The organism is Xenococcus sp. PCC 7305 (genome assembly GCF_000332055.1).
GTDB lineage: Bacteria > Cyanobacteriota > Cyanobacteriia > Cyanobacteriales > Xenococcaceae > Xenococcus.
Window position 1 is genome coordinate 22,081 of sequence record NZ_ALVZ01000193.1, and the last position, 26,084, is coordinate 48,164.

Below are 26,084 nucleotides of genomic sequence, written 5' to 3' on the forward strand. Positions count from 1 at the left end.
AGAGGTTTGAGTTACCAAGAATAGATTTATATTGTTTTATGCACTAAAAGTTAAGAGTTTTTCTAAAACTTTTTCTCCATGACCTTTGGCTCTGACGTTATTCCAAATATGAGCCAAGTTGCCATCAGGAGCAATTAAAAAAGTAGAACGGACAACTCCCATATATTCTTTCCCCATAAATTTTTTGAGTCGCCAGACATGATAGGCTTCCATTACTTTTCGCTCAGGATCACTCAAAAGTTGTATTTCAAGATTATGTTTGGCAATAAATTTACAGTGAGATGCTTCTGAGTCGGGACTAACTCCCACGATCGCCGCTCCCGCTGCGGAAAACTGCTCTTGCAAGGAAGTGAAGTCAATCGCTTCTACTGTACAACCGGGAGTATCATCTTTGGGATAAAAATAAAGTACTAACCAGCGATCGCGAAAATCATCCAGACTGACTGTTTGGCTGTTTTGGTCTTGGGCTAAAAAATTAGGAGCTTTTTGCCCTATTTTGAGTAGATCGGTCATATTATTAACAAAAAAAACAAGTAATTTTTTGTATAGAAAGATACATTAGATAATATCTCATCGGTCACTGGTTTCGCTGCGCGCAAGTAATGAGTAATAAGTAATGAATCTCATCTTCGTGGGGTCGAGATCTAAGTCGAGATCTAAATAAGATAGATAACCAAAATAATCATAGGATAGGATTTAAGGGGTGATCCCCTGATCAACCATGATTTTTTTACTGAATTTTCCAGGAGTAACCAAAAAATGGGCATTAGTCTAGCAAAAGGAGAAAGAATCTCTTTAGAGAAAGTCGCACCAGGACTTAAAGAAGCTGTTGTTGGGTTAGGTTGGGATACCAATCCGACAGACAGTGGTAGCGATTTTGACCTTGATGGTTCACTTTTTGTTCTTGGCAGTGACGGCAAGTTAATCTCGGACAAACATTTTATCTTTTATAACAACTTAACTAGTCCCGATGCCGACAAATCCATCCAACATATGGGTGATAATCTTACTGGCGCAGGAGAAGGAGATGATGAGATTATCAAGATTAATCTGCAAAAAGTACCTTCTGACATCAATAAAATAGTTGTTACAGTAACCATTCATGAGGCTCAAAAGCGGAAGCAAAACTTTGGTCAAGTTCAAAATGCTTTCATTCGCATTGTTAATCCTCAAGATAATCAAGAGGTAGTCAGATATGATCTGACAGAGGATTATTCCGTGGAGACCGCTTTGATCATGGCAGAAATTTATCGTAAAGATAATGAATGGCGCGTTAATGCTGTAGGTTCAGGCTATGAAGGAGGTTTACAAGCTCTTTTAGATCGTTTCAATAAATAGGATCGGATTATGGCAATTTCTTTGGAAAAGGGACAGCGAATCTCCTTAACGAAAAATGACCCTGGTTTGAGTGAAATAATGTGTGGCCTGGGATGGGATGTTATGCAACCATCTAAAAACAAAGTTTTTGGCAGGGCTAAGGCAAAGAAAGATTTTGATTTGGATAGTTCTGTTATTTGCTTAGATGCTAACCAGAAGCTAGCTGACTTTAAGGACATTGTTTGCTTTAGCAATCTCAAGCATTCATCAGGGGCAATTATTCATTCTGGAGATAATCTCACTGGTCTAGGGGATGGGGACGATGAAGTGATCACGATTAATTTAGCCCAAATTCCTGATCGCATTTCCCGATTAATGTTCGTTGTAAACATTTATAAATGTTTGGAGCGAGAGCATGATTTTAGCTTGGTGCAGAATGCTTTTGTTCGGTTGGTCAATATTGCTGCTCATCAAGAACTGGCTCGCTATAATCTCTCGGGAGAGTCTTATAAAGGCATGACTGGCATGAAATTAGCCGAGGTCTATCGCCATAATGGCGAATGGAAAATGGTAGCTTTGGGAGATGGTTTTCAAGCTAATAATTTACAAGATATTGCTAGTCTTTATGAACAGTGAACAGTTATCAGTGAACAGTTATCAGTTAACTTGAACATATTCTTGACCAGGATAAGTTCGATTTTTTTTTGTTCCAAGACCAGCGCAGAAGATGTGCTTTTTTCCCAAGTATTGTCTCCGACATAGCGATCGCTTTTCTGGGGGAGTTTGTGGCCATAGCGATCGCAGTTTCTGGTTTACAAATTCCCCATTTGACTAGATTCTGCACTCCTACCAATAGGGGCAAAGTAGTTCCGGCTAGAGTTTCATTGTCTAGCCTCGCTGTGCCATTAGTTACAGTTATGGTTCGCTCATCCCAAGGATAAACTCCATCAGGTAATCCGATAGGAGAGAGAGCATCGCTCACCAAGAAAATTCCGCGATCGCCATCACTAGCTTTTAATAATATTTGCATCATGGTAGGACAAACATGATTGCCATCAGCAATTAAGCCACAAAATACTTGAGGATTATTAATGGCTGCGCCCAACAACCCAGGTTGACGATGATGTAAACTCGGCATGGCATTGAAGGCGTGGGTCACCATTGAGGCTCCTTGATCAAAGGCTTGTGCTGCTTGGGTTGCTGTTGCCAAAGAATGACCCAAGCTAATAATAATATTTTGTGATTTTAAGTAGTCAATAGTCTCGAATGTCGGATCTAATTCGGGGGCTAGGGTAATGATTTTAATAATAGATTGGTATTTGCCAATAACTTTTTTGAGATTATCAAGAGTTAAATCTAATAAATATTGTTGGGGATGGGCTCCTCTTTTTTCTTGGTTCAGAAAGGGCCCTTCTAAATGAACTCCTAAGATATTAGCTGTGGCAGCCCCAGCAGATTGGTGGCGGATAAATTCTTCTAGTACCGTGAGCGATCGCTGTATTTTTGCGATCGAAGTTGTGACAATTGTGGGGCAAAAGCCATCTATTCCTTGGTTCCAGAGGAAATTACAAATAGCATCTAATTTAGCGAAATCTTGAATTTCTAAATCAGGAAAGGCTAATCCTAATGCGCCATTAATTTGTAGATCAACTCCGCCTAAAGATAACCAATCACCCTGAAGATCTAAAATATTTTCACTTTTAATTTTTGATGATTCATGACTTGGCAATATATCAATAATTTGCTCTTGATTACCAATGAAAATAGTTTGTAGCTGGCTTTCTCCTATTAATCGAGCATTGATAATTATCTGTTGATTATTCATAAATTAACCTGAGTTCGGGAAAGGTATATTTACAGTAGCCCATAGACGAAATCATTTTTCATGGCAATCTTCATATATTTCCAACAAATCCAAACACTTTAGCTACACCGGCTAATAACGCTGCAATCAATCCTACTAGCACGCCGCGATTAATGAACTCTTGGTTTGCCAATCTTTTGTCTAATTGTTCTACTTTTGTATCTAAAGATTTAATATCCCCTTTAATAGCTTCTAGGGTAATTTGTATATCTTTTTGCCCTTTTTGAAGCTCTTTGAGAATTTCTGCGATGTCTACTTCAATTGTTGGATTACTCATTGTTAATTCTTTTCCCTCCCTACATTAAAGAATAGCGCGATCAGGCAAAGCTTGATTCTTCGAGATCGCGGTCACAAATATTAGTGCGATCGCTCTCTTGTAATCCTCTTAACCCGAACTCAGATTAAATTAGGTATTAGCAAAAAATGTGCTTTTTCTCCTAGTAATAATCCTCTAGAATCAACTATCTTATTAGGGAATTGCTCAAATAGCCAAAGAATTTATACGATGCAAACCCAGGGTCATTACGTCCTCAATCTAGTCCTACTAGGCAAAACAATTGCACCTAAACATAATATTGCTATAACAATTGGGGCAATATTACCTGATATCCCAATTTTTGTTTTTTATCTAATTTCCAAATACATGTATAACATGTCAGAGGCCAAAATTTGGGGAGAAGCCTACTATCAACCAGGTTGGCAAAATATTATCGCTACATCTCATTCTATTCCCATCGCCTTAATTGGGTTTTTGGTATGTTGGCTGTTGGATTGGAAATGGGGGGCAATTTTATGTGTGAGTATGGTTTTTCATTGTTTACTCGATTTACCTGTGCATCATGACGATGCTCATCGCCATTTTTATCCTTTTAGTGATTATCGGTTTTATAGTCCTGTCTCCTATTGGGATATTAACCATCATGCAAGAATTGCTGGAGGAGTGGAAGCAGCTTTGGTGTTGATCGCGAGTCCAATAGTGATGGGGCTACTCAAAACTCCCTATACTAAGGGAATTTTAATTGTTATTGATGTCGTATATATTCTCCTTTATGGATGGATGTTAGGGATTAATGTTCTAAACCTCAAGTCTCTCAAAACATGGGGTTTAATTTTGCTTGCTTTGGTAACTCCGTTAATAATTTTTGCTAGTACCAGTAAGGAGCAAAGTCTCAAGAAGTTTCAATATTACAAAATGACTTTATGGAATAAGTTGAGTAATAATAAGCTGAGGTAGCTCTTAATAGAAGCTGTATTCCTCTGTATATTTGTGTTGGGCGATCATCGATATTATCTAGCAAATCAGAAATCTTCTCAAAGAAAATTAGCACTCTCGCTTCAAGAGTGCTAAATTTGCATATGAAAACTTGATGTCTAATACTTGCAACTTTATGGCAAAGATTGTTTCCTTTAATGAGAACTCTAGAAAGTCATTAGAAAAAGGGGTTAATGCCCTAGCTGATGCTGTAAAAATCACTCTCGGCCCTAAAGGTCGTAACGTTTTACTTGAAAAGAAATTTGGCGCACCCCAGATTGTCAACGATGGGATTACGGTTGCCAAAGAAATTGATTTAGAAGATCCCCTAGAAAATACTGGAGCCAAATTAATCCAAGAAGTGGCTTCTAAGACCAAAGATAATGCAGGAGATGGTACAACTACCGCAACTGTAATTGCTCAAGCTCTAATCCAAGAAGGATTAAAAAATGTTGCTGCTGGAGCTAATCCTGTTGCTCTCAAAAGAGGCTTGGATAAAATTACCAACTATTTGGTTGATGAGATCGGCTCTGTCGCAAAACCTGTTTCCGGTGATGCGATCGCTCAAGTAGCAACTGTGTCTTCTGGTAATGACGAAGAAGTTGGTCAAATCATTGCCGAAGCGATGGAAAGAGTTACCAAAGATGGTGTCATCACTGTTGAAGAATCAAAATCTTTGGCAACTGAGCTTGATGTGGTAGAAGGGATGCAAATCGATCGCGGTTATGTTTCTCCTTATTTTGTAACTGACCAAGAAAGACAAATTGTCGATTTTGATAATCCAGCAATTTTAATTACCGACAAGAAAATTAGCGCGATCGCAGATCTAGTGACTTTGCTAGAAAAAGTAGCTCGTGGCGGTCAACCTTTGCTAATTATTGCTGAAGATGTTGAAGGTGAAGCTTTAGCAACTCTTGTGGTAAATAAAGCTCGCGGCGTCTTAAATGTCGCAGCTATTAAAGCTCCTGGATTTGGCGATCGCCGTAAGCAAATGCTTCAAGATATCGCAATTCTCACAGGTGGTCAGCTAATCTCGGAAGAGGTTGGTCTTAACCTAGAAACAGTAGAAGTAGAAATGCTTGGTACTGCGACCAAAGTTACCATTGACAAAGAAAATACCACTATTGTCTCTGGAGCTGGCAAAGGGGAAGAAATTCAGAAACGAGTAGAACAATTGCGTAAGCAACTTGCTGAAACCGATTCTGACTATGACACAGAAAAACTTCAAGAAAGAATTGCCAAGCTAGCTGGTGGCGTTGCGGTTATTAAAGTGGGTGCAGCAACCGAAACTGAGCTTAAAGATCGCAAACTTCGCATCGAAGATGCCCTGAATGCTACTAAAGCAGCAGTTGAAGAAGGTATTGTTCCTGGTGGTGGCACAACTTTAATCTACTTGGCACAAAAGGTTCTTGACTACAAACCTCAACTCACTAACGACGAAGAAAAAGTTGCAGCGGATATTTTCGCTAAAGCTTTGGAAAGACCTTTGCGCCAGATTGCTGATAATGCTGGGGTCGAAGGAACAGTGATTGTTGAGAAAGTCAAAGAGACTGATTTCAACATTGGCTACAATGCTCTTACCGCAGAATTTCAAAACATGATCGAAAGCGGTGTGGTTGACCCTGCTAAAGTAGTACGTTCTGCTGTGCAAAATGCTGCTTCAATCGCAGGTATGGTCTTAACTACCGAAGCTCTTGTTGTCGAGAAACCCGAGCCTGAAGCTGCGATGCCTCCTGGTGGTGGCATGGGCGGCATGGGCGGCATGGGTGGCATGGGCGGCATGGGCGGTATGGGCGGCATGGGCGGCATGGGCATGATGTAGTCCAAGCTGATTTCCTTAGCTGTTCTAGTGATTGGCGATCGGGTAAAGTTTGTATTGCCCAGTCTCTAATTACTAGCCCTCAATTAATTTCCAACACCCAATTTTGAGACCATAGAGGATTTTTACGATTATCTTCTATGGTCTTTTTGGAGGATGATAAGGTTTTACTTAATCTGTCTTTTATCCTCATGATCATAGGTCTAAAACCCCGCCCTAAACTTCACTAGGAAGAGAATCGCTATATTTCGATGTAATTTCCTTTGTCATCGTAATTTATACATTTGGGATAACCTCCTGCTTGCCAGAGTGCATCTAAAGAAGTTCGTAAGATTTCTGCTGGTCTTTCACTAAATTCACGAACGATAACTCCTGGGGTAATTAGGTCTGTTTCAGGAATTGGATAGAATAGTTCTCTATATCGGCTAGTACTATCAGGCATCATTACACATTCTTCGATATTTATTAGAGATAGAAAGACAAATATGGGAGGAGTAAACCCTTGGTTTTGCAAAAAGCTTAAATATTGTTTTAATGCCGTGAGAGTTTGACTTTCATCGTAGGTAAAATAGAGCTTATTAAGACCTTCTTGCTTTTGAATGCCCAAATTCCTTACGGATTCGATAATGCCATTTCTAAATAGCTGTAGATAGCCATTCATCAAGGGATAGGTAAACTGATCAAAATAGAGGAGACCGTCAAAGTTATATCGCCAATCACCTTCGCGAAAATCAATGGGAGTGGGTGGATTGTTATTGGCAATATTTTCTAAATCCAAATACTGAAAGTTAGTTAAAGAAGACAAGGGAATAATATGTAGAACTAGTGCATCTTTTTCTCTAAGTTTTACAGGAGTTTTGCTAGTTCGAATTTTTTCTAGTCTGGCTGTTCTAAATTTATCTATTTGAGCGATCATTGTATCTGACGCGAGAAAAGCTGAACGAATCTCCTGAATATCCAATGAGTAATTTCCCGCATTACTGCGACCATAAAAATGTGACATTTGATTGTAAATAACTCTATGGGGTGCTGTCCAACTTTGGGGAACCCGAATAATTAATATTGATTTGTCCTCAAGGGTAATCTCGTGAAACTGAATACCTGTAATTTTGGGTTCAATGCCATCTTGAATTTTACTTTGATATTTTGTGGAAAAATCTTGAAGGTTAAATTTATTAAGACCAGTAATTTGAGGAAGAGTTGTCTGGTTATTTTTTTGTGTTTCTATGCCATAAATCAGATCACCACCAATACTATTGGCCAGGGCACAAATATCTATTAAGAAATTAACATTTTCGTCTTTATGATCATTTGGTATGTCTCGCTTGTAATGAATTGTTTTTCCGCCCGTTACTTCATTAGCTACTAATCTTTGGATATCAGAAATTGTAATCTGATCTATATTTTTGGGGATCATCAATTTGTGTTTTATGTTTAAATTTTTATATTTAAATTGAAGGCAGAAGGTAACTGGCATAGTGGGAGAATTAGACTTACCACTATGCCCTGTTCCACTTAAAGAAGTGGAGGAATTCAACCTAAAGGGATAAGTTAGAAGTAGTTTTATCCCTCTGCCCTCTGCCTTCAAGGGCGAAGCCCCGTTAAAATGCAAAATTCTGAATTCACTTTTTATGTTGAGTTGTTTTTGTTTATATCTTTATTCTATTACTAAAAAATGACATGAAAATGACAGTCTTTCGTCTCTTAGATTCATGGAAGACATCTTGTTTGTGATCTATCAAAAAAAAATCAAGAACTGATCAAGATTTATAATTTGTTACGTAAATTTAGTCTTAAAGCGAATTAATTTATCTGGTCATTGGTAATTCAATAGTGAAAGTTGTGCCTTTACCAATGCTACTTTGGGCAGAAATATGACCATTGTGAAGTCGAATAATTTGTTTTGCGATCGCAAGCCCTAGGCCGAAACCTTTTTCCTGAGTTTTTCGAGCTGATTCCACACGATAAAAGCGTTCAAAAATTTTATCTAAGTTTTCTTGGGCAATTCCTCTGCCGTTATCAATAATTTTAATAGTAGCAATCATTTCATTCTGAGATATTTGCAATTGGATCTTGCCCCCTTCGGGAGTATATTTGCGGGCATTATCTAATAAATTTTCGATTACTTGGGCGAGTAAATCTGATTCGGCGTTACAGAAGACTGGGCGATCGGGTAATAATCTGGTGAAGTGGAGAGATGAATCGGCAATTGATTCGCTCAAGCGATCGCTAATGTCTTTTAAAAAGGGCACTAAATCAATTTTTTGTAGATTCTCTGCTTGATTCATACTTTCATAACGAGCTAGAGATAGGAGGCGAGTCACCAAATTGTTATTGGATTTGGTTAATTCAACAATTTTTTCTAGTCTTTGGCGGATTTTCGGGGAGTCAGATGTAGGAGTTAGTAGGCCAACTTGGGCATTGCTGAGAATGGCGGCTAAAGGGCCTCGTAATTGATGGGACGCATTGGCGGTAAATCTTTCTAGTTGTTGGTTGGATCTATGGAGTTGTTGGTTTAATTGTTGTAATTCAGTTTGTTTGAGAGCTAATTCGTGATCGAGACTGAAGAATAGTTTAACTGCTAGTAAGGAGCCTAAGATCCCGATCGCAACAAAGAGACAAACGAGCAAGAATCCGCGATCTTGATGCTCTTCGAGATGTTGCCTATTTTCAACTAAGGTGGCATGCTCTTCCTGGGCCAAATTTTCGATACGATGATGTAATTCTGCGATCGCATTATCACTTTCTTCGATCCATTGTTCTAATTCTTGAGGTGGTAATGAGCCTGTTGCGGCAGCTTCATCCAGAATATTGCTTAATAAGGCTAAATGTTGTTCACTAAATCTTTCGATTTCGGTTAATTTTTCTTTTTGTGAAAGATTCTCTTCAACACTTTCGGGCAGATTTTCTATATGTTCGGGAACTTCTACAATGGCTTTGTTATAACTTTCGAGAAAAGGTGAATGTTCTGTCAGGACGTAGCTTTGGACTCCCCATTGAGCATTGGCTGTGCTTTGTAATAGGTTTTTGGATATGGAGCGAATTATGGCCAGGCGATCGAATACTTCTTCGTCTTCTATGAGATCAAAGTGGCTCCAGCTTACTGTGGGGAGGGAAACTGCAAAACAGGTTACGGGAATAGCTATGATGATCATTCCCCGCTGACGGACGGAGAAGTTTTTCCAGGTTTTTCGTAATTTGTTTAAGGGGGATTGGTTCATTACGGCACAGTCACTTCTAGATTCCTAACTTTTATTTTTCCGTTTTCTAATGACCAAATCGCATCTGCAAGAGCAAGGCGTTCAGGCCGATGGGTGATAATGAGCACTGTCCCATCATGATTTTCTAACACTCGATCTACAATAGTCGTTGCTTTAGGATCTAAATTAGCGTCAATTTCATCAAGTAGCAAAATTTTGGGGTTGCCTAAAATTGCTCGCGCTAAACTGATTCGCTGTCTTTGTCCTGCTGATAATCCTTTGCCTCCTTCAGCAATTTTGGTTTTTTCTCCTTGGGGCAATTCGGCTAACAATTCATTAATCTCGCATAGTTGCCAGACCCGAGCTATTTCCTTTTCATCTGCTCTGGGATAGCGATAACGCAAATTTCTGCCAATACTACCGCGCAATAAGGGCAGGTCTGGGGAGGCCATTCCAATATTACGACGCAGAGAAGCAAGACTATGGTTGGCGATGTCCTGTCCATCTAGATAGATAGAACCATTCTCTGGATCTATAAGACGTGCTGTTAGAGATAGTAAAGTAGATTTTCCTGCTCCATTGGAACCGACTAGGGCAATCACCTGTCCCGGCTCTGCTCTGACTTTGACTTGATTTAATATGCCACCAAAACTAACATGGTCAAATTCCAAGCTTCCTTGAGTCACTTCTAAAGCGATCGCATTAGGTATTTCTGTTATCAGATTTGGGGTTTTGAGAAATTCTTGGATTTTGCGCCGAGATACTCGCGAATTATGCCAATATTCCTGGATTCTTCCGAGATCTCTCAACGGCGGCATGAGAAATCCCAAAATTGTCATCGCACCGATAATGGTTCCTGGAGTTGTCCTGCCTAAAGCTACCTCTCTAGCTCCAACTAATAAGGCGACCGCTGATGCTAAGGATAATGTTGCTTCTGATAATCCTCTTAGCTGACTGGCTAAAGCTCCTCGATTCACCATTGCGGTTTCGAGAGCACGGCTACGACTGGTTAGTCGCTTTTTTTCTCGGTGGGATTGTCCGAAAATTTGGACTACTGCGATCGCGGATACTTTCTCATTAATATCTCCTGCCAATTTGCTGACATGATAACGAGCTTCTTGCGCGGCAGTTTGTAAGTTTTTGCCCCGTTGCCAAGCTATGAATGCACCTAATAGTAAAATTAGAGTTGCGATCGCGGCAATCTGAATATTAATTAAAGACAGGGCAATTAATGTCACGACAGTATTAACAACTGCCACGATAATTCTGGCCAAACCAAAACTTACCCATTGCCGCAAGGAGGTTAAATCTCCGACAAAACGCAAGGTTACACCTCCCTGACTTCTGGTTTGTAATGCCCGAGGAGACATCATAGCTAGTTTGCGATACAAAGTCATACGGACACTATAGGCATAGCTTTGCCCCATTTTGACTGCATCAATCCGTTCGGTGATTCTCAACCAAGCCAATGCGATCGCAGTTCCTATGAGTCCTAAACCAAGATAGACTGCATCTTGATTAAAGTTGGGACTAGTATTCCTAATTAGATTATCAAAAGCCAACTTGACTAATTGAGCATTGGCAACGCTCATCATAGCTTGGATAAATCCATTAAATATTAAGCGCGTCAAAATTCTTCGGAGGCGGCGATTATCTAAAGCTTTAGGGATTTTCATTTATTAAACTGGCAAGGCTAGTTGAGGTGTGGGGAGATAGGAAATAAGAGATGCTGCTTCTGCACTAACCATTTCTGGGGTGAATACTGGTAAATCACAGGCTTTTTCGGTTTCTCTTGTTGCTAGAGGGGAAGTTGTGACTCTGCCGCTAATTCCTAAAACTGGTATGTCGTAATCCTGGATTATTTTGACTCCTGCTGCTGCCCCCAAGGCATTACTAGTCGCAAATATTACGCCATCGACATTGCGACGAAAAATCGATGATGCTAGTAAATTGGCTGTTTCTTGTTGATATAAACCATCGGCAATCTCGATGACAATGGCTTCAGAACCCAGAGTTGCCAGATGATTAGTCAGAGTGGAAAAAATCATTTCAATATTTTTGGCTGAAATTTTATAGGTCGTGGGAAATCCAATATCGGTAAAATCAAAAACTTTAAAAGCTCCCGCATCTTTCATCATGCCCACATCATTCCCTGCACCTGTTCCCGTTACTTTGGCTGCTCCGACTTTCCAGCCTGCTTCGACCAAACCTTTGATCAAATAAGCAGCAGTGGTGGTTTTTCCTGCGTTCATTGAGGTGCCCAATACTGCCAAAATCAGAGGTTGATTGCCAATGAAATTGGTTAGCGGTAATGACCATTGAGCTAGGTTTAGGGGTTTTCCTTGGTTATCGCCTAATAACCCAATAGGAATAATCGATGTGGGAATGTCTATTTTGTTATGTTGGGAAATTACTTTGGCGGCGACTCCTCCAGCGGCGACTAAATGACAAGCGGATAAATCACGAGGGATTTCGGCTTCAAATTGATCTGGGGCATAGCGATCGCCGTAAGAAACAATAATTTCATCACCTGGAAATAAGTAAGATTTCCGTCCAGTGGCTAATTCAATTTTGGTATGATGTCCGACTTCTGCTATTTTCGCGAGGACTAAGCTGCCAACTTGGGGGGCGATATTGCCTCGTAAGAGGGTTGCTACTTGATCAAAGTTAACGCGATGAGTTGTGTAGGCGGCTTTGGCTTGTTGAATACGTTGGGAATTTAGAGGAATAATCTGCATCATTAATCATTAATTTGTGAAGAACAATTGTTATATTCGCGCACAAATATGTCATGAATATGACAGGTCTCAGTTATCAAGTTTTTCCTTAAATTTAAGCATCATGCTATTGAAAACATCATGATAATTCTGATATCCTTACAGAATAGTTATTATAGGTTTATAGCAGTTGTTCAACATAAATTTTCCCCTTTCAACTTTCGTTGCAACTTTTTCCATGCTAATAGCTGGATGTACTTTCCCCTCTAAAATAGAAGCTAATAATGAGGAAAAGCAAAATGTGGATACTTCTTTTTGTCCTGTTCTGGAAAGTCGTAATTGGCATGCCTGGATCGATCGCGTTGCTGAGAAGGAACCCCGTTTAAATATCTCAGGAGAGGTCGATTTACCTAGTCCTGGCTATATAGTAGAAGTCCAACCAGGAATTCTCGATCGCAGACAACCACCGGCTCAAAGGCTTTCGCTATCTTTTACTTCTCCTGAAGGTGTTGTCGCTCAAGTAATAACGCCGACAAAGGTAAGTTATACAATGCCGACACCGATCTTAGAATATCGCTCGGTAATGATTTACTGTGGGGACAAACTACTGGCAGAAATTCCTGATGTGACTCCACAAGAAACAGCTTCACTTCCAATTAAGGTTGGCACATTCACGAGCGATGAGTTGTTTGATGCTGGAGGAGGAGGTTGTGGAATGACTTTATGGGAATCGAAGACTGATGTTCAACAAGCAGGATTTTTATTTTTCCATGGGATAGAAGATGGGGCGGCATTTATGGTTTTTGATGAAAATCTAACTACTTTGAGTCGAACAACTGCTGAGGGCCAAGAGTTTTACGGACAAAAAACAGAACAAACCTTTGTTACAGATGATCAAGCCATTACTGTTCAAGTGAAAGTTAATTTGGGTGCTGAGGGAGAGATTGAATCGGTGGGTATTCCTAATGGTTTAATTACCGTTACTACTCAAGGTAAGACAAAGGAATTTTTTGTAATGGGAGATGCTGGTTGCTAATTTGATCGTTTATCAAGTTAGGTTGCTAATTTGTCTTTTGTTGATAAACGATACCCTTTACCGTAAATTGTCTCAATCCAATCTTGAGCATCAACTTTTTTCAACCTATTTCTTAATCGACGTACCAAAGTGCTAATTGCATTGCTTTCGGGTTCTGTTCCCCATTCCCAAATAGATTGTTCAAGTTGACCGCGGGTTAAAACTTGACCCCGATGACGTAAAAAATATTCTAGTAACTGAAACTCTTTTACCGAGAGCTCGATGGTAATTCCTTGTCTTTCGAGCTTCATGGTTGATAAATCTAAGTTCAAATCTCCCAGACTGAGAATATCACCTTGCCACAGAGGAGAACGTCTTCCTAAAGCTCGAACTCTCGCCAATAATTCTATGACATCAACAGGTTTAACCAAATAATCATCTGCTCCAGCATCTAGCCCTGTTACCTTGTCTGTTGTAGTATCTTTTGCCGTTAACATTAATACAGGCGAAGCTTTACCCATGGTGCGATATTTTTGACAAATCTCCACTCCGCTTATGCCTGGCAACATCCAGTCCAAGATTAATAGATCATAGTCTTTTTCTGATATTAGCCATTGGGCTGTTTCTCCATCTGCTATTCCATCAACAACATGCCCTACCTGAGCTAGTGCCACCTGAAGTGGTTCTAATTGTTCTGGATCATCTTCTACTAACAATATCCTCATGATACTAAATTAAAATAATAAATTTCGAATATTTATGTGTCAAAATTAAACTTATGGAACAAATAATGGATTGTTTCTAATATTGGGCTGAGTCAATATAATACTGGGATTTTAATTATTTTTTGGGTAGATTTTAGTTTTTATGTGTCAGAATTAAATTTCTGAAACAGGAAGGAAATAATCGCGATGCTTATTGAAGGAAAAAAATACACCTATCGTCAACTAATGGCTGAAACTGGTCTATCTCGAAGTACTCTTCATCGCAGAATTAAGGCTTTGAAGGATTCTAATGTGCCAATTACCCTCGGTGCGATCGCAAAATTTCCGACTAATTGGGCGTTTCATGATGAGGAGGGCAATTATTATTCATCGAAAACCGACTATGCGATCGCGAAACAGATTCCCTATTACCAAATGTTTCAAGATTCAAGTTCTGAGGCAAAAGAATAAGGTGTCGGTTAAAATTAGGCTTCAAATATTAGCTGTAGATAGCGCCGAAACTGTTTCACAGATCTAGCCATCAGTTGGGCGTCTTGGAGTGATTTAGACAAGATAAAACCCCCTTCGATAATCGACATAATCATTTCCGCCAATTCCCCCGCATCAGTTTCTATCCGTGGCGGATACTTCTTCATGATTTGTTTAATCCGATCTTCGTAGAGCTGTTTCCATTTTATGAAGCTATCCGCAATGAACTCGCTAATGGATTCATTAAACTGTTGACTTTGATAGACATAGGAGGCAAAAATACAGCCTTCAGGGGGCTCTGACCATTCCTCTATCACCTCTTCAAATAGCTTCAGGAAAATCAGCATCGACTGCAAAGGATCGTCGCTCAACTCATCAGCACGCTTTGAAAGCTGTTCAAATAATTGATAGTCTTTGGCCCAATATCTTTCTACTAAAGCGCGAGCTAACTCGGCTTTGTTTTTAAAGTGATAAAAAAAGGCACCTTTGGTGATTTCTGTGGCTTTTAGAATGTCATCGATTGATGTCCCAGCGAAGCCCTGCTTGAGAGTTAGGGCTTCTGCATTGGCGAGAATGCGTTCTTTGGTCTTATTTTTTGTTTTTGCTGGCATAAATATTCTCCTCTACAAAAAATATTATACCAACTGGTTTGTAAAAAGTATTGCTAGTTTCATTCTACTTAGTTTACTGTTACTTCTCTATTTTCTCTATCTAGTAAGGCTTTTCCTGCGCAAGGCTCATTTTAGAGCTTGTTGCGAATTGTAAAATATTTTTGCTGTACAGACTAGTTGGTATAGCATAAAAAAGTGAACAATAATTCTTTGAGGAAAAAATTATGACTACTGCAACAAACCTAAAAGCTTCAGGTATTTTGAATGGTATTGATCTCGACTATCTTGGGCAAACCATCGCCGCAATCAAAGAAGATCCAGCTAAAGCGATGACTAATTTCCGCGTTACAAGTACCTGGCAAGGGCAAACTGTCAGTGAAACTAAAGTGGAGTCCTATATGATTGGAGGGGAAGAAGTCAAACGAGAGTTTAAATTTCGAGTTGACGAACCATTGGAACTCTGTGGTACCAATACCAATCCCAACCCTCAAGAGTATCTAATGGGTGCTTTGAATGCATGTATGATGGTCGGTTATGTGGCGGCTTGTGCTCTTAATGGCATCAAACTTGAAAAGCTAGCAATTGAAACAGCAGGAGACATCGACCTACGAGGTTTCTTGGCTATCGATCAGCATACGATTCCTGGCTACGATCAAATTTCTTATACTGTGCATATTAAAGGTGATGGCACACCTGAACAATTCGAGCAGATTCACAATTTTGTCAAGAAAACTTCTCCTAATTACTACAATATTGCCAGTGCAATCTCGCTAAATTCGCAGCTGGTGGTTGAGTAGTAGTTAGTTCTTGAATTCAATTAGAATAAATAATCATAAGTGAATGTCATCAGGAAGGTCAATTGAGCGACAATTACAAAAAGATAAATAATGACTTTGGGTCTGAAGATTGAAAGCATTAAGCCGATCGCTTTGATATCTATCGTGGGGCCAAAGACGAGAAATGCTAGCAGAGAACTACTGGTAAAGGTTCCGGCAAAAGACAGGGCAAAAAATGAATCAACTGTAGAGCAAATAGAGACGATCGCAGCGAGAAACATCATAGCCAGAATCGAAGTTATACTATCTTGCCCTAACCCAAATACTACTTCTCGGGGAACAAAGACTTGAATGATAGCTGCGATCGCGCTACCGATGATGAGCATGCCCCCTAGTTCTTGAAATTCTTGATTGACATTCTCTAAAAATAATCGCAGTTTTCTCGAATGGAATATCTTTCTCTGTTTCTTTCTGCGGTAAGGGTTAGTAGTTAAAGATTGATCCATTACTTGAGTCTTTCCTGCATTGTTCAGCAAAAAAGTACCTGACTGTAGCAAAAAAGGAACCTCATCTGGTTCGGAAAAAGTAGTCGGCGCGTTATTGCATTGTAAATTGAATTTAAGACGTTTTTCTAGCGCAGGATGGAGTAAGCCCTGAGCATTTTTCTGGACGCTAAATATAATGCCTACGGTAGTAGCAATGATTAAGGAAAATACCACCCTTAAGATCACAATCTGGGGCTGATCACCAAAAGCTACCCAGGTCGCCCAAATTACCACAGGATTTATAGTCGGCGCTGCCAAGAGAAAGGCGATCGAAACTGCGGGGGACACTCCCTTTAAGAGTAATCTTCTGGCTACAGGAACATTGCCACATTCACAAACTGGAAATAGAAACCCAATACAGCTCCCGACCAAGGCTCCTAAAATGGGGTTTCGGGGTAATTTGGCAATTAAATTTCGTTCATCAACTACTAATAATAAAAAGCTAGAAAGTAATACTCCTAACAATAAAAAAGGAATAGCTTCGACTAATAAACTGACAAACAGCGTAAATGCATTGTGTAATTGACTTAATTTGATCATAAAAAAGCGATCGCTATTTTGCCATTTAGTGACTAAAGCTTCTTGAGAGACTAGGGAATTTATCCATTATAGGTTTTAGTTAAGAAGCATTCTTTATTACAAAATGACATCCATCAACAATCCTGGGCGACCCAGATGAAACCCCTGGGCATAATCTATTTTCAAATCTTTTACGATATCCAAAATAGTCTGATTTTCGACGAATTCAGCCACTGTTTTCACTCCAATGCTATCTGCTATATAGTGAATTGCCTCCATCATCACAATTGAAGTTTTATTTTCTGGTAATTCCTTGATGAAAGAACCATCGATTTTCAAATAATCCAGAGGTAATTTTTTTAAGTAACCGATAGAGGTCATTCCCCTACCAAAGTTATCCAAGGCAAAACTACAGCCAATATTTCTGACTTTAGCAATAAATCTAGCTACTTTAGGAAAATCATCAACAATGAGGGTTTCGCTAATTTCAAAACATAATAAGTGAGAAGGAAGATTGTAATTGATTAGTTTGTGAGACAAAAAATCTAAAAAAGATTCGTTGTTAAGAGATGCTCCTGAAAGATTAATAGAAAAACGATAATTTTGCCAAGAATGGTTCTCATTGTTTTCGGCAAGAGTTTTTAACAGATTATCGATAACCCAAAGATCAACATCTGCCATAAGAAAATTGTCATTTGCTATTTCCAAAAAGACATCGGGGGCGATAATTTGATCCTTTTCATCTGTTAGACGTAATAAGATTTCAAAATATTTTGTGGGATCTTTTCCCAGCAAAAGTTTAATCGGTTGAGCATAGAGACTAAACAGATTTTTTTCAAGGGCTCGGCGAATACGTTTAGCCCAACGGGATTTGAGTTCTTGGTGATCTTTAGCTTTATTGATTGAGTTGGGATAAACAGCAAGACAATTGCGACCTCGCTCTTTTGCCTGATATAAAGCCAGATCGGCAGCTTCTACTAATAGCTGGGGCGCATCTTCAGTATTGGGAACAGTACTAGCAACCCCCAAACTAATGGTGACCATAGAGTCTACTAAAGAATTTATATGGGGAATATTTAGTTCTTGGACAGCAATTCTGATCGTCTCAGCAACTCTGATTGCCCCCGATTGGGGAGTGTGGGGCAAGATTATGGTGAACTCTTCTCCTCCATAACGAGCTAAAACGTCAGCAGGTCTTTTTAATACTTTAGAGATGGCTTGTGATACCTTTTGTAGGCAAGTGTCTCCTTGTTGATGACCGTAGGTGTCGTTGTAAATTTTAAAGCAGTCTACATCACAAAGAATCAATGATAGGGGTGCAGAAATGCGTTGGAGTCTGCGCCACTCTAGATCCAGTTGGCGGTCAAAATAACGACGGTTATAAACTTGAGTTAAAGAATCTAGAAGAGCAAGATCAAATAATTGCTGGAAAAGCAGTCCTTGTTGAACACTAATCGCCAACTGATTTGTTAATGCTTTGAGTAAGGTTATATCTTCTGCTTGCCATTTTTGAGCTGACTTACCTTGATCGAAAATTAACCAGCCCCATAAATTATTATTATTTGTGATCGAGCTTGTTATGGCTGGTTGGGTTGAAGCGCAATCGCATTGCTCGGGGTAATAATCTTTGATTTGATGAGAGTTAATTAAAATAGGTGCAATTAATCGTGATTGGGTGTTTGGCAGGATCTCTGTTGGGGAAAAAGTTTCTCTGCTACTTTTTTCGATAATTCGGATATTTCCTTGCAGATAAAATTGATTTTCTTCGGGATTAGCATAGAAACAATCGTGATTAATAGTTTCTTTTTCGTTAAGGTTAATGTCTTCAGCAGAATTATAGGCTTTAATCGAAATTTTTTTCTGATTGATAACTGCCAACCAAACTAGATCGCAATTGAAGAATGAGCGAATTTCTTTAGTTGCCGTGTTCAGAATTGATTGTAAGTCTAGGGATTTGCGAATCTGATTACTGATTTTGAGTAATAATTTCTGTTGTGCGGCATCTTTGACGATACGTTGATGTAAATTTTGTAGGGAAAGATGATTTGTAATTCTCGCCAGTAATTCTTCTCGATCTATTGGTTTAGTTATGTAATCAACTGCTCCCAAATTAAACCCTTTTAATTGATTTTTGGTTTTGGTCAAAGCAGTCATAAAAATAATGGGAATATCTTTTGTCTTCGCATTGGCTTTTAGATGACGACAGGTATCAAATCCATCAATATCTGGCATCAAAACATCTAAAAGAATTAGATCTGGATGAGCGGCTAATGCTGTTTTAATAGCTTTTTCTCCACTATAGGCGACTAAGACCTTATATCCATAGCTTTTTAGGTATTGAAATGCAAGCTGTAAATTATTAGGAAAATCATCAACAATCAATATTGTTTTAGGTAAGGGAAAATTCACCAAAGAATGCATGTATTTTGATCCTTAAAGCGCGATCGCAGAAAACGGCTATTCAACTATAACTCTTCTAGATCTTTATATTTTGTAGTTCAAGAGATGATTATTTACTTTCATGAAATTTTCTCTTGTTTTTCATGATATTTCTTATATCAGTAGAATATGGAATTTCGCCTAAAACAAGAAAATTTATGGAGAAAATGGGAATTATTCAGTTATATAGCTTTTCTTTGGTTGTTAAGTTTTGTAAAATTTTCTTGATAATTTTAATCAAAAATAAAACTTTTGAGGAAATTTTCTAGTTGATGTTGTTTAAAACTCATAGCAAGCTTTCGCACTTCTTGGCCGAAAGAACTTAATTGCTCATCCAAAAATTCCAGGGAATTTATTTGTTCTTCAATCGCTTCTATATCTCCTATATCGGCCAGTTCTAACAAGTTCATTAATTCCTGTTGAGAAGGAGTCATAGGAGAAGCTAAATTATCCTGGTTTTTAGAAGACTCACATAGTTGCTCCGCCAAAGGCAAATAACTAGCTAATAACTTTTGTAGTTGTTCTAAGTCTATGGGTTTAGATAAAAAGCCATGGCAGCCAATTTTCGCCGAATTGGAAATTAGTTGGCTATCAGCGGAGATCATGATAATCACTGTATCTCGAAGTTGAGAATGTTCTTTTAGTTTAGTAATCAGGGCTACACCATCCATTTTTGACATCGCCACATCAACAATAATGACGTCGGGGCGAAATCTTGTCGCTACTGTCAGACCAACTTTGCAATCATTAGTCTCTTTTACAATAAATCCCCAGGATTGTAGGCAATTGACCAACAAATTGCGATTATCATCACTGTTGTCTACTACTAAAATTTTCCGGGGTTTTTGTAATTGACGAGTCGCTTGAGACGATATGTTATGCAGCTTGGGTTTTATATAAGCATCAAGACCCAACATGTCTAGGTCAAACCAAAATTTGCTCCCTTGATTTACTTGGCTTTCTAGTTGGATTTCACTACCCATAAGTTGAATAATATTCTGGCTAATCGTTAATCCTAAACCTGTGCCTTCATATTTTTGGGCGTTATCATTCAATTGTGTAAAAGGAGTGAAAACTTCGGCGATTTGCTCAGTGGGAATGCCGATGCCTGTATCTTCGATTTGGAATCGGATTTTTTTTAAGGATCTATTGTGTGGAGTATCAGATGTTGGCGAATTATGATCTTGTATATGATCAACTTTAAGGGTTATGCTTCCTGTATCGGTGAATTTTATGGCGTTATTCAGTAAATTATCTAAAACCTGTCGTAGTTTGGTTTCATCCGCCTGAACTATTATCGGCAGGTCAGGCGAGATTATGGTCTTAAAATCCAGCCCTTTTGGTTGAGTGCGGATCACGAAAACTGTAACTATTTCATTTAAAAAGTCTATTAAATGAAAATCCCGGAGCTCTAATTCCAGCTTCTCGGCTGTGATTTTAGAGTAATCTAAGATGTCATTGATTAGATTAAGTAAATGTTGACCTGAATGGTTGATGATGTCTACATAGCTTAGTTGTTTTGAGTCGAGCTTATGGTCTTGTTGTAAAAGATGACTAAAGCCTAGGATGCTAGTTAAGGGAGTACGTAATTCATGGTTCATCTGAGCGATAAAAACGTCCTTTGCTCGATTGGCTGCTTCTAGTTGGGCGCTTGCTCTTAGAGAATTTTCCATTTCTAAGAGAGCATTTTCTAACTCGATATTAAGCTGGGTTAGTTTCTGATTTTTTTTATGATACTTAATATTGCATTTTTCTAAATTTTGATTAGAGACAATTAATTTTTGGTTTAATAGCTGAATACTTTTTTTTGCGTCCTGCAGTTCTTGTTCTAATTTTAAAATCTGTTGCGAGTTGTGATAGTTAGTCTGATAATTGTTTTTAGAAGAGGTTTTTAACTCATAATTAGATTTTTCTGAAAAACCTGAATAATTATCTTGAGAGCTGCTTTTTATGCTGTGGGACATAGTTTAGGAATTAGAGCCAATTTTCGAGTCATTCTAATTTTCTTATCTTTAAGAACCACTATTTTTTTAATGTAATTTAAGATTTACGACGACTTTTCATAGTTAATTTCCGAAGATTTTTTTAGCTTGCAGATTTCTTAATATTTTTTTTATCTTTGCTTTTGTTCTTAGAGAATGGCTAATTCCTGCCTCTTTGATCTGTTTGTGCTCGCTTAATTACTCCTGCTTGTGTCAAGTCTGCTTAGCAAATCGTTACGTTGTTTGTTAATATTGTTTACATAAATTAACAAACAGGATTTAAATATGTTTGCACCTATCGTTGTTTTAGTTCGTAAAGCCTTGGGTAAAGCTAAGTTCAACAAGATTCGCGGAAAAGCGATCGCCTCTCATGGGAAGGTGATCACCAAATTTTGTAATTGGACAGGGATTGAGAGGACTGTCAGACAAAATATGATTCGTGCAGCTCGTGATAATGGAAAAAAACTAGGACTACTTGCATAAATTACACTTTTTGACTACTGTAATTAATGCCCAGAGGCACATGATTTAAAAAGCATAGTTTATTAAAACGAAATAACCATATCTCAATAGTGAATCAACCTATACAAATCAAATTAATTCAATTTTTACAAGAGGAACTAGCCATCCCCGCAAACTCAATTGTCCTGGCAATGCGTCACTTGCAACAAGATTCTGATCCATTGCCGATGATTCTTTGGCAATATGGCCTAATTACTCTTCAGCAACTAGATAAGATTTTCGATTGGTTAGAGACCGCTTAATAAGTAATGAGTAATAAGTAAGAAGTAATAAGTTTGGATTTTTCCAGAGACTTAACTCTGTGTTTTTTCATTAACAACGGGTAAATAGCCTTTGATTAAGATGTCTTGGTCAATGGTTTGTATCTCGATTCTTTCTAGTTGTAGAGCCTCGGTCATTTTTGTAAAGCCTAAATCTCCCACAGGAGAAGGTGCAATGTTGCCGCCAATGATTTTGGGAGCGATGAATGCCATTACTTTTTGAATTGCTCCACCGGCGATCGCATTGGCTGCGAGAACTCCGCCACATTCCCAGAGAATTTTTGAGAGACCTCTGTTGTAGAAATTGTTCATAACAGCTTGGGGTGTTACAGCTTCTAGTTCACAAATTTCTACACCTTGAGCGGTAAGTTTTTTTTGTAAGCTGGGATTACTGTTTTTTTGAGTGAAGATCAGAGTTTGAGCGATATCGACTTGCCAAAGATTACATTCTGTGGGCAAATCTAAACTACGACTCATGACAACTCGCAGGGGATTATGTTCTGTTAAATTATGAGTTGTCAGTTGGGGGTTATCTTTTCTGACTGTGTTCCCGCCAATAATCACTGCATCACAAGTACTGCGTAACTGATGTACTTGATGGCGGGCAGACTTTCCTGTTACCCAAGCGCTATGACCTGTAGTTGCAGCAATTTTACCGTCTAGGGTCATGGCATATTTAAGGATGCCAAAGGGCTTTTTATGAGTAATGCGATGAATAAAGGCTTCGTTTAGTTGACGACAAGCAGCTTCTTCGATGCCTACAAGTACTTCAATTCCAGCATTTCGTAATTTTTTGATACCGCCACCAGCAACTCGCGGGTCACAATCAATCATGCCCACGACAACTCTAGTAACCCCCGCAGCAATGAGAGCTTCACTACAGGGGGGAGTTCTTCCATGGTGATTACAAGGTTCGAGGTTGACATATAATGTGGCTCCCCTAGCTGATTCTCCGGCATCTTTGAGGGCAAATATTTCGGCATGGGGTTGTCCTGCTTGGGGATGATATCCTTCGCCAATAATTTTTCCATCTTTAACGATTACTGAACCGACTAGGGGATTGGGGGAAGTTCGGCCTGCTGCTTTATTGGCCAGTTGCAGACATCTCTGCATCATCTGGCGATCGAAATCTATTGGGTTTGGCATTTATCTGTTGAACATTCAACCGTGTCTTGGCGCGATCGCGTTGCGAGAATCTCTACTAAGCTTGGTCTTCGGGTGAGTGGTAAGCGGTATTTTGCCCAAAGACCATAAATAAAATTAGCTATTGTCGCGATCGCGGGTATTTTGGTAACAGCATAAACCCAGCCCATGCCTAATTCTTCATACACTCGGCGAAACACTTCTACGTTTTTGATAATTGTGCCATCACAGAGAATGCCATGAATTCGATCCATCGCCAGTTCATAATCAATTCCTCCATGGTCTTGGGGGTTGTAATCAGGGTCTGCGATATCCACAAAATTGACGATTCCTCTACCGGCATCTCGTTTTTTGAGAAATTTAACTTCCCTGACACAGAGAGGGCATTCGCCATCGTAGAGTAGTTTGATTTTCCATTGGGTTGGGATGGTATTTGCGATCGCCATATAGTCTTGAATTGTTAAATCTAATTTTTAAATATTTTTGTTCCTTCTTTATTATTATTGATATTTCAATTCTGTTGGGGAAAAAAACTTGAATATTCCCAATCGCGGTTGTTGTCGTAATAGAGTTTATTGCCTTCAAGCTTGAGTGGCGACCTAATATTGTTCGAGTAAATATGACCAGTTCCTAAGCCTTGAGGCATAGTTGTATTCAGAGTTGCTGTCCATTGCGCGATCGCGTTTAAGCCAATATTAGACTCTAGTGCTGATGTTATCCACCAAGAGATTGATTTTTCCTCGGCTAGATCAATCCATTCTTGAGTTTTGCTAAATCCACCCAGTAAAGAGGGCTTAAGGACTATATATTGGGGATTAATTGTAGATAATAAATTTTCTTTGCTCTTCTTGCCCATAATGCCAATCAGCTCCTCATCTAGGGCTATGGGGATAGGACTTTTTCGGCAGAGTTCGGCCATAACCTGCCATTGGTGGGGTTTAATTGGTTGTTCAATGGAGTGTAAGTCGTACTGGGCTAGGATGTTTAATTTCTCTAAAGCTTCATCAGGAGCAAATGCACCATTGGCATCTACTCTAATTTCTAGAACATTACGATTAAAATGTGAACGCAGCTCAGCAATTAGGGAACATTCTTGCTGAAAATCTAAGGCTCCTATTTTTACTTTGAGGCAAGAGCAGTTGTTGGCTAATTTCTCTCTGATTTGCGATCGCATGAAATCTAGATCCCCCATCCAGATCAAACCATTGATATAAATTCCCTGTTGTCCCTTAGTAAAGGTTGAGGGATATAAAATACCAGCTTGATTATGTTCTAGATCCTGAAAGGCCATCTCAAGACCAAATTTAAGACAAGGAAAATTCTTTAAGTTTGCAGTCAAAGAAAATGTCCCTGCTGATATCTCTGCACAAACCTCATCTAATTTCTCTTCAATCTCTATAAGATTATCAATACTAAGACCTGGAATCGGGCTACATTCACCAATCCCTTTGAGTTGACCAGTAATGCTATCTTTCAACAAAATATACCAAGTCGGTTTTTCGAGCAGAACTCCTCTAGAGGTGCCACTAGGACGAGAGAATTTTAAAGTATGTTTTATCCAATCAGCACTAATATTTTTCATTCTAGTGGATTCCACTATATTTTCAATAATAAATAATGAGTTCTCATTAAACAACTAAATGTATCAAAATCTTTTTAAGTTCTTGATCTTTTCTGTATATATTCCAAAATTGATTATATTTCAAAAACCCTAACACTAGAGAGAATCAATGATTCTGAAAGTTTTTAGCAACAGTAGTTTCGCCAGCTTTACTTTGGTTACTGCTTATTTTCTAAGTAGTGATCCTGCTGATGAAGGGGGAATTTTTAATGCATCTTACGGCGCGATCGCACAAATTGTCTTTAGTCCTAGTGAGCGCTTTGATGTAGCTCTTACTTATGTTCACAGTCGAGATCAAAGTGATACTGAAACAGGAAGTAATCTAGCTAATCTGCAATCTTTTCCGGAAGATGAATTTGATGAAGCAGTTCCCACCGTGAGTGATTCCTATGGTGTGGAGTTTGCCTGAGAGGTTAGCGATCGCTTTTTGTTGGGTGCTTGGTCTGGGTTATCTAAAGTCACAACGCTTTCGACCCTGGAGGGACTAAGCGATCGCGGCACCCAAGATATTTGGAATTGGGCAGTGACTTTAGTATTTCCCGATCTGGGCAAAGAAGGAAATCTCGGAGGGATTGTCCTGGGAACGGAACCTTGGGTCACGACCTCCAGCATTGATGCTTTAGAGGAAGATAAAGATCTTTCTTGGCATATCGAAGCTTTCTATCAATATCAGATCACAGACAATATTGCAGTCACTCCTGGAATAGTTTGGATTACCGCACCAGATAATAATAGTCGCAATGATGATTTAGTTATTGGGGCAATTCGCACTACTTTTAGTTTTTAATTCCTAAGTTATGGACTAGTTTATAACGGCATATTCTTTTGATCAAAAAAATATGTAAAGAAATTTAAACAACCTTATTGCCCCTCAGTGAAAATACGCAATTATTAAATCAGATATGAAAAGCACTTATTGAAACACAAAGAGTAAGCATGGTTACTACAAACTATCAGGTTGGGTCTCTCGATTTTGCTCCCTACAGCAATTCTACCTTCCTAGATGATTTTTACACTGATGATGTTTATAGCTTTAGCGTTGGTCAGCCCACTTATGTGGAGTTAGATCTCTACAACATTACTTTTGGTGATGATGCGGATCTTTACTTATATCAGGATGACGGCGATTTCTTGTTCGAGTCGAATCAAGACTTTTTTATAGAATCATCTCGTCTTGCAGGCAATGCTAATGACTCAATTAGTGAGTTCTTAGGTTCGGGAAACTATTTTGCACAAGTTGAGCGTTATGCTCCTGGAAGCTCCGGTAGTTTGGACTACACGATAGACAT

At 38.9% G+C, this 26,084-nt stretch carries 26 protein-coding genes and 1 pseudogene; 12 read left to right on the plus strand and 15 right to left on the minus strand.

The window, feature by feature from the left end; translation table 11 throughout:
- Positions 1-36: 36 nt before the first annotated feature.
- A complete protein-coding gene (gene bcp / locus XEN7305_RS15570; RefSeq protein WP_006510418.1) occupies positions 37-513 on the minus strand; it encodes a thioredoxin-dependent thiol peroxidase in 477 nt (158 codons plus the stop codon).
- Positions 514-759: 246 nt separating this feature from the next.
- On the opposite strand from bcp, the gene XEN7305_RS15575 reads away from it, so the two are divergent.
- Complete coding sequence (locus XEN7305_RS15575; protein WP_006510419.1) at positions 760-1,338, plus strand: TerD family protein; 579 nt, start codon at positions 760-762, stop codon at positions 1,336-1,338.
- Between the two features lie 9 nt (positions 1,339-1,347).
- Positions 1,348-1,953 (plus strand): TerD family protein, encoded by a 606-nt coding sequence (locus tag XEN7305_RS15580; protein ID WP_006510420.1) that lies wholly within the window; start codon positions 1,348-1,350, stop codon positions 1,951-1,953.
- Between the two features lie 25 nt (positions 1,954-1,978).
- On the opposite strand, the gene nagA is transcribed toward XEN7305_RS15580, so the two are convergent.
- Positions 1,979-3,142, minus strand: coding sequence for an N-acetylglucosamine-6-phosphate deacetylase (gene nagA / locus XEN7305_RS15585; protein ID WP_006510421.1), 1,164 nt, complete (start codon positions 3,140-3,142; stop codon positions 1,979-1,981).
- A 70-nt stretch (positions 3,143-3,212) separates the two neighbouring features.
- The gene (locus XEN7305_RS15590; RefSeq protein WP_006510422.1) at positions 3,213-3,458 is read right to left on the minus strand and encodes a hypothetical protein; all 246 of its coding nucleotides are present in this window, start codon (positions 3,456-3,458) and stop codon (positions 3,213-3,215) included.
- A gap of 375 nt (positions 3,459-3,833) precedes the next feature.
- On the opposite strand from XEN7305_RS15590, the gene XEN7305_RS15595 reads away from it, so the two are divergent.
- Both XEN7305_RS15595 and groL read left to right on the plus strand, forming a co-directional pair.
- Positions 3,834-4,415, plus strand: coding sequence for a hypothetical protein (locus XEN7305_RS15595; RefSeq protein WP_202951289.1), 582 nt, complete (start codon positions 3,834-3,836; stop codon positions 4,413-4,415).
- A gap of 154 nt (positions 4,416-4,569) precedes the next feature.
- The gene (groL, locus tag XEN7305_RS15600; protein ID WP_006510424.1) at positions 4,570-6,255 is read left to right on the plus strand and encodes a chaperonin GroEL; all 1,686 of its coding nucleotides are present in this window, start codon (positions 4,570-4,572) and stop codon (positions 6,253-6,255) included.
- A gap of 238 nt (positions 6,256-6,493) precedes the next feature.
- Here the strand turns inward: groL and XEN7305_RS15605 are convergent, their stop codons facing one another.
- The 4 genes from XEN7305_RS15605 to XEN7305_RS15620 all read right to left on the minus strand — a co-directional run bounded on the left by XEN7305_RS15605 (position 6,494) and on the right by XEN7305_RS15620 (position 12,193).
- A complete protein-coding gene (locus XEN7305_RS15605) occupies positions 6,494-7,669 on the minus strand; it encodes a helix-turn-helix domain-containing protein (RefSeq protein WP_006510425.1) in 1,176 nt (391 codons plus the stop codon).
- Between the two features lie 391 nt (positions 7,670-8,060).
- Positions 8,061-9,473 carry an ATP-binding protein gene (locus XEN7305_RS26790; protein ID WP_006510426.1) on the minus strand — a complete coding sequence of 471 codons (1,413 nt, stop codon included), beginning with the start codon at positions 9,471-9,473 and terminating at the stop codon, positions 8,061-8,063.
- On the minus strand, positions 9,473-11,128 hold the full coding sequence (locus tag XEN7305_RS15615; protein WP_006510427.1) for an ABC transporter ATP-binding protein: 1,656 nt from the start codon (positions 11,126-11,128) through the stop codon (positions 9,473-9,475). Before XEN7305_RS15615 ends, XEN7305_RS26790 begins: the two co-directional genes overlap by 1 nt.
- Before the next feature lie 3 nt (positions 11,129-11,131).
- Positions 11,132-12,193 (minus strand): hypothetical protein, encoded by a 1,062-nt coding sequence (locus tag XEN7305_RS15620; protein WP_006510428.1) that lies wholly within the window; start codon positions 12,191-12,193, stop codon positions 11,132-11,134.
- A 214-nt stretch (positions 12,194-12,407) separates the two neighbouring features.
- Here XEN7305_RS15620 and XEN7305_RS26795 point away from each other — a divergent pair, with 214 nt between their 5' ends.
- Positions 12,408-13,205 (plus strand): hypothetical protein, encoded by a 798-nt coding sequence (locus XEN7305_RS26795; RefSeq protein WP_006510429.1) that lies wholly within the window; start codon positions 12,408-12,410, stop codon positions 13,203-13,205.
- Positions 13,206-13,222: 17 nt separating this feature from the next.
- Here XEN7305_RS26795 and rppA read toward each other — a convergent pair whose 3' ends face one another.
- The gene (gene rppA, locus XEN7305_RS15630; protein WP_006510430.1) at positions 13,223-13,909 is read right to left on the minus strand and encodes a two-component system response regulator RppA; all 687 of its coding nucleotides are present in this window, start codon (positions 13,907-13,909) and stop codon (positions 13,223-13,225) included.
- A gap of 177 nt (positions 13,910-14,086) precedes the next feature.
- On the opposite strand from rppA, the gene XEN7305_RS15635 reads away from it, so the two are divergent.
- Positions 14,087-14,359: a helix-turn-helix domain-containing protein gene (locus XEN7305_RS15635; protein WP_369792512.1), complete on the plus strand. Its 273-nt coding sequence runs from the start codon at positions 14,087-14,089 to the stop codon at positions 14,357-14,359.
- Positions 14,360-14,373: 14 nt separating this feature from the next.
- Here XEN7305_RS15635 and XEN7305_RS15640 read toward each other — a convergent pair whose 3' ends face one another.
- On the minus strand, positions 14,374-14,988 hold the full coding sequence (locus XEN7305_RS15640; RefSeq protein WP_006510432.1) for a TetR/AcrR family transcriptional regulator: 615 nt from the start codon (positions 14,986-14,988) through the stop codon (positions 14,374-14,376).
- Positions 14,989-15,212: 224 nt separating this feature from the next.
- Here XEN7305_RS15640 and XEN7305_RS15645 point away from each other — a divergent pair, with 224 nt between their 5' ends.
- Entirely contained in the window at positions 15,213-15,785 is a 573-nt protein-coding gene (locus XEN7305_RS15645; protein ID WP_006510433.1) for an OsmC family protein, read from the plus strand.
- 20 nt (positions 15,786-15,805) lie between these two features.
- On the opposite strand, the gene XEN7305_RS15650 is transcribed toward XEN7305_RS15645, so the two are convergent.
- The 3 genes from XEN7305_RS15650 to XEN7305_RS15660 all read right to left on the minus strand — a co-directional run bounded on the left by XEN7305_RS15650 (position 15,806) and on the right by XEN7305_RS15660 (position 21,231).
- Positions 15,806-16,849 carry a permease gene (locus XEN7305_RS15650; protein ID WP_006510434.1) on the minus strand — a complete coding sequence of 348 codons (1,044 nt, stop codon included), beginning with the start codon at positions 16,847-16,849 and terminating at the stop codon, positions 15,806-15,808.
- A 96-nt stretch (positions 16,850-16,945) separates the two neighbouring features.
- Positions 16,946-19,249, minus strand: a complete 2,304-nt coding sequence (locus XEN7305_RS26800) for an EAL domain-containing protein (protein WP_006510435.1) — start codon at positions 19,247-19,249, stop codon at positions 16,946-16,948.
- A gap of 251 nt (positions 19,250-19,500) precedes the next feature.
- Positions 19,501-21,231 carry an ATP-binding protein gene (locus XEN7305_RS15660; RefSeq protein ID WP_006510436.1) on the minus strand — a complete coding sequence of 577 codons (1,731 nt, stop codon included), beginning with the start codon at positions 21,229-21,231 and terminating at the stop codon, positions 19,501-19,503.
- A gap of 303 nt (positions 21,232-21,534) precedes the next feature.
- Here XEN7305_RS15660 and XEN7305_RS15665 point away from each other — a divergent pair, with 303 nt between their 5' ends.
- On the plus strand, positions 21,535-21,732 hold the full coding sequence (locus XEN7305_RS15665) for a hypothetical protein (RefSeq protein WP_006510437.1): 198 nt from the start codon (positions 21,535-21,537) through the stop codon (positions 21,730-21,732).
- Between the two features lie 89 nt (positions 21,733-21,821).
- Positions 21,822-22,013 (plus strand): DUF2949 domain-containing protein, encoded by a 192-nt coding sequence (locus XEN7305_RS15670; protein ID WP_006510438.1) that lies wholly within the window; start codon positions 21,822-21,824, stop codon positions 22,011-22,013.
- 51 nt (positions 22,014-22,064) lie between these two features.
- Here XEN7305_RS15670 and ribD read toward each other — a convergent pair whose 3' ends face one another.
- From ribD to XEN7305_RS15685, 3 genes are all read right to left on the minus strand, one after another.
- A complete protein-coding gene (ribD, locus tag XEN7305_RS15675; protein WP_040898157.1) occupies positions 22,065-23,177 on the minus strand; it encodes a bifunctional diaminohydroxyphosphoribosylaminopyrimidine deaminase/5-amino-6-(5-phosphoribosylamino)uracil reductase RibD in 1,113 nt (370 codons plus the stop codon).
- Complete coding sequence (locus XEN7305_RS15680; protein ID WP_006510440.1) at positions 23,162-23,620, minus strand: thiol-disulfide oxidoreductase DCC family protein; 459 nt, start codon at positions 23,618-23,620, stop codon at positions 23,162-23,164. Before XEN7305_RS15680 ends, ribD begins: the two co-directional genes overlap by 16 nt.
- A gap of 65 nt (positions 23,621-23,685) precedes the next feature.
- Complete coding sequence (locus XEN7305_RS15685; protein WP_006510441.1) at positions 23,686-24,756, minus strand: o-succinylbenzoate synthase; 1,071 nt, start codon at positions 24,754-24,756, stop codon at positions 23,686-23,688.
- 148 nt (positions 24,757-24,904) lie between these two features.
- On the opposite strand from XEN7305_RS15685, the gene XEN7305_RS29785 reads away from it, so the two are divergent.
- The 3 genes and pseudogenes from XEN7305_RS29785 to XEN7305_RS15700 all read left to right on the plus strand — a co-directional run.
- Positions 24,905-25,204: a hypothetical protein gene (locus XEN7305_RS29785; protein ID WP_006510442.1), complete on the plus strand. Its 300-nt coding sequence runs from the start codon at positions 24,905-24,907 to the stop codon at positions 25,202-25,204.
- A 15-nt stretch (positions 25,205-25,219) separates the two neighbouring features.
- Positions 25,220-25,582: pseudogene (locus XEN7305_RS29790) on the plus strand (iron uptake porin); the annotation flags it as partial.
- A gap of 149 nt (positions 25,583-25,731) precedes the next feature.
- Positions 25,732-26,084: hypothetical protein (locus tag XEN7305_RS15700; protein WP_006510444.1), on the plus strand; the 353-nt coding region annotated here is incomplete at its 3' end.

What these genes read in the sequence shown, in the direction of transcription:
- XEN7305_RS15595 (WP_202951289.1), top strand. Translation starts at nt 3,834, where the DNA reads ATGTCAGAGGCCAAAATTTGGGGAGAAGCCTACTATCAACCAGGTTGG.
- XEN7305_RS15645 (WP_006510433.1), top strand. Translation starts at nt 15,213, where the DNA reads ATGACTACTGCAACAAACCTAAAAGCTTCAGGTATTTTGAATGGTATT.
- XEN7305_RS15590 (WP_006510422.1), bottom strand. Translation starts at nt 3,458, where the DNA reads ATGAGTAATCCAACAATTGAAGTAGACATCGCAGAAATTCTCAAAGAG.
- XEN7305_RS15605 (WP_006510425.1), bottom strand. Translation starts at nt 7,669, where the DNA reads ATGATCCCCAAAAATATAGATCAGATTACAATTTCTGATATCCAAAGA.
- XEN7305_RS15680 (WP_006510440.1), bottom strand. Translation starts at nt 23,620, where the DNA reads ATGGCGATCGCAAATACCATCCCAACCCAATGGAAAATCAAACTACTC.
- XEN7305_RS15580 (WP_006510420.1), top strand. Translation starts at nt 1,348, where the DNA reads ATGGCAATTTCTTTGGAAAAGGGACAGCGAATCTCCTTAACGAAAAAT.
- XEN7305_RS15650 (WP_006510434.1), bottom strand. Translation starts at nt 16,849, where the DNA reads ATGATCAAATTAAGTCAATTACACAATGCATTTACGCTGTTTGTCAGT.
- nagA (WP_006510421.1), bottom strand. Translation starts at nt 3,142, where the DNA reads ATGAATAATCAACAGATAATTATCAATGCTCGATTAATAGGAGAAAGC.
- rppA (WP_006510430.1), bottom strand. Translation starts at nt 13,909, where the DNA reads ATGAGGATATTGTTAGTAGAAGATGATCCAGAACAATTAGAACCACTT.
- XEN7305_RS15660 (WP_006510436.1), bottom strand. Translation starts at nt 21,231, where the DNA reads ATGTCCCACAGCATAAAAAGCAGCTCTCAAGATAATTATTCAGGTTTT.
- XEN7305_RS26790 (WP_006510426.1), bottom strand. Translation starts at nt 9,473, where the DNA reads ATGAACCAATCCCCCTTAAACAAATTACGAAAAACCTGGAAAAACTTC.
- XEN7305_RS15575 (WP_006510419.1), top strand. Translation starts at nt 760, where the DNA reads ATGGGCATTAGTCTAGCAAAAGGAGAAAGAATCTCTTTAGAGAAAGTC.
- XEN7305_RS15640 (WP_006510432.1), bottom strand. Translation starts at nt 14,988, where the DNA reads ATGCCAGCAAAAACAAAAAATAAGACCAAAGAACGCATTCTCGCCAAT.
- XEN7305_RS29785 (WP_006510442.1), top strand. Translation starts at nt 24,905, where the DNA reads ATGATTCTGAAAGTTTTTAGCAACAGTAGTTTCGCCAGCTTTACTTTG.
- groL (WP_006510424.1), top strand. Translation starts at nt 4,570, where the DNA reads ATGGCAAAGATTGTTTCCTTTAATGAGAACTCTAGAAAGTCATTAGAA.
- XEN7305_RS26795 (WP_006510429.1), top strand. Translation starts at nt 12,408, where the DNA reads ATGCTAATAGCTGGATGTACTTTCCCCTCTAAAATAGAAGCTAATAAT.
- XEN7305_RS15620 (WP_006510428.1), bottom strand. Translation starts at nt 12,193, where the DNA reads ATGATGCAGATTATTCCTCTAAATTCCCAACGTATTCAACAAGCCAAA.
- XEN7305_RS26800 (WP_006510435.1), bottom strand. Translation starts at nt 19,249, where the DNA reads ATGCATTCTTTGGTGAATTTTCCCTTACCTAAAACAATATTGATTGTT.
- ribD (WP_040898157.1), bottom strand. Translation starts at nt 23,177, where the DNA reads ATGCCAAACCCAATAGATTTCGATCGCCAGATGATGCAGAGATGTCTG.
- bcp (WP_006510418.1), bottom strand. Translation starts at nt 513, where the DNA reads ATGACCGATCTACTCAAAATAGGGCAAAAAGCTCCTAATTTTTTAGCC.
- XEN7305_RS15665 (WP_006510437.1), top strand. Translation starts at nt 21,535, where the DNA reads ATGTTTGCACCTATCGTTGTTTTAGTTCGTAAAGCCTTGGGTAAAGCT.
- XEN7305_RS15685 (WP_006510441.1), bottom strand. Translation starts at nt 24,756, where the DNA reads ATGAAAAATATTAGTGCTGATTGGATAAAACATACTTTAAAATTCTCT.
- XEN7305_RS15615 (WP_006510427.1), bottom strand. Translation starts at nt 11,128, where the DNA reads ATGAAAATCCCTAAAGCTTTAGATAATCGCCGCCTCCGAAGAATTTTG.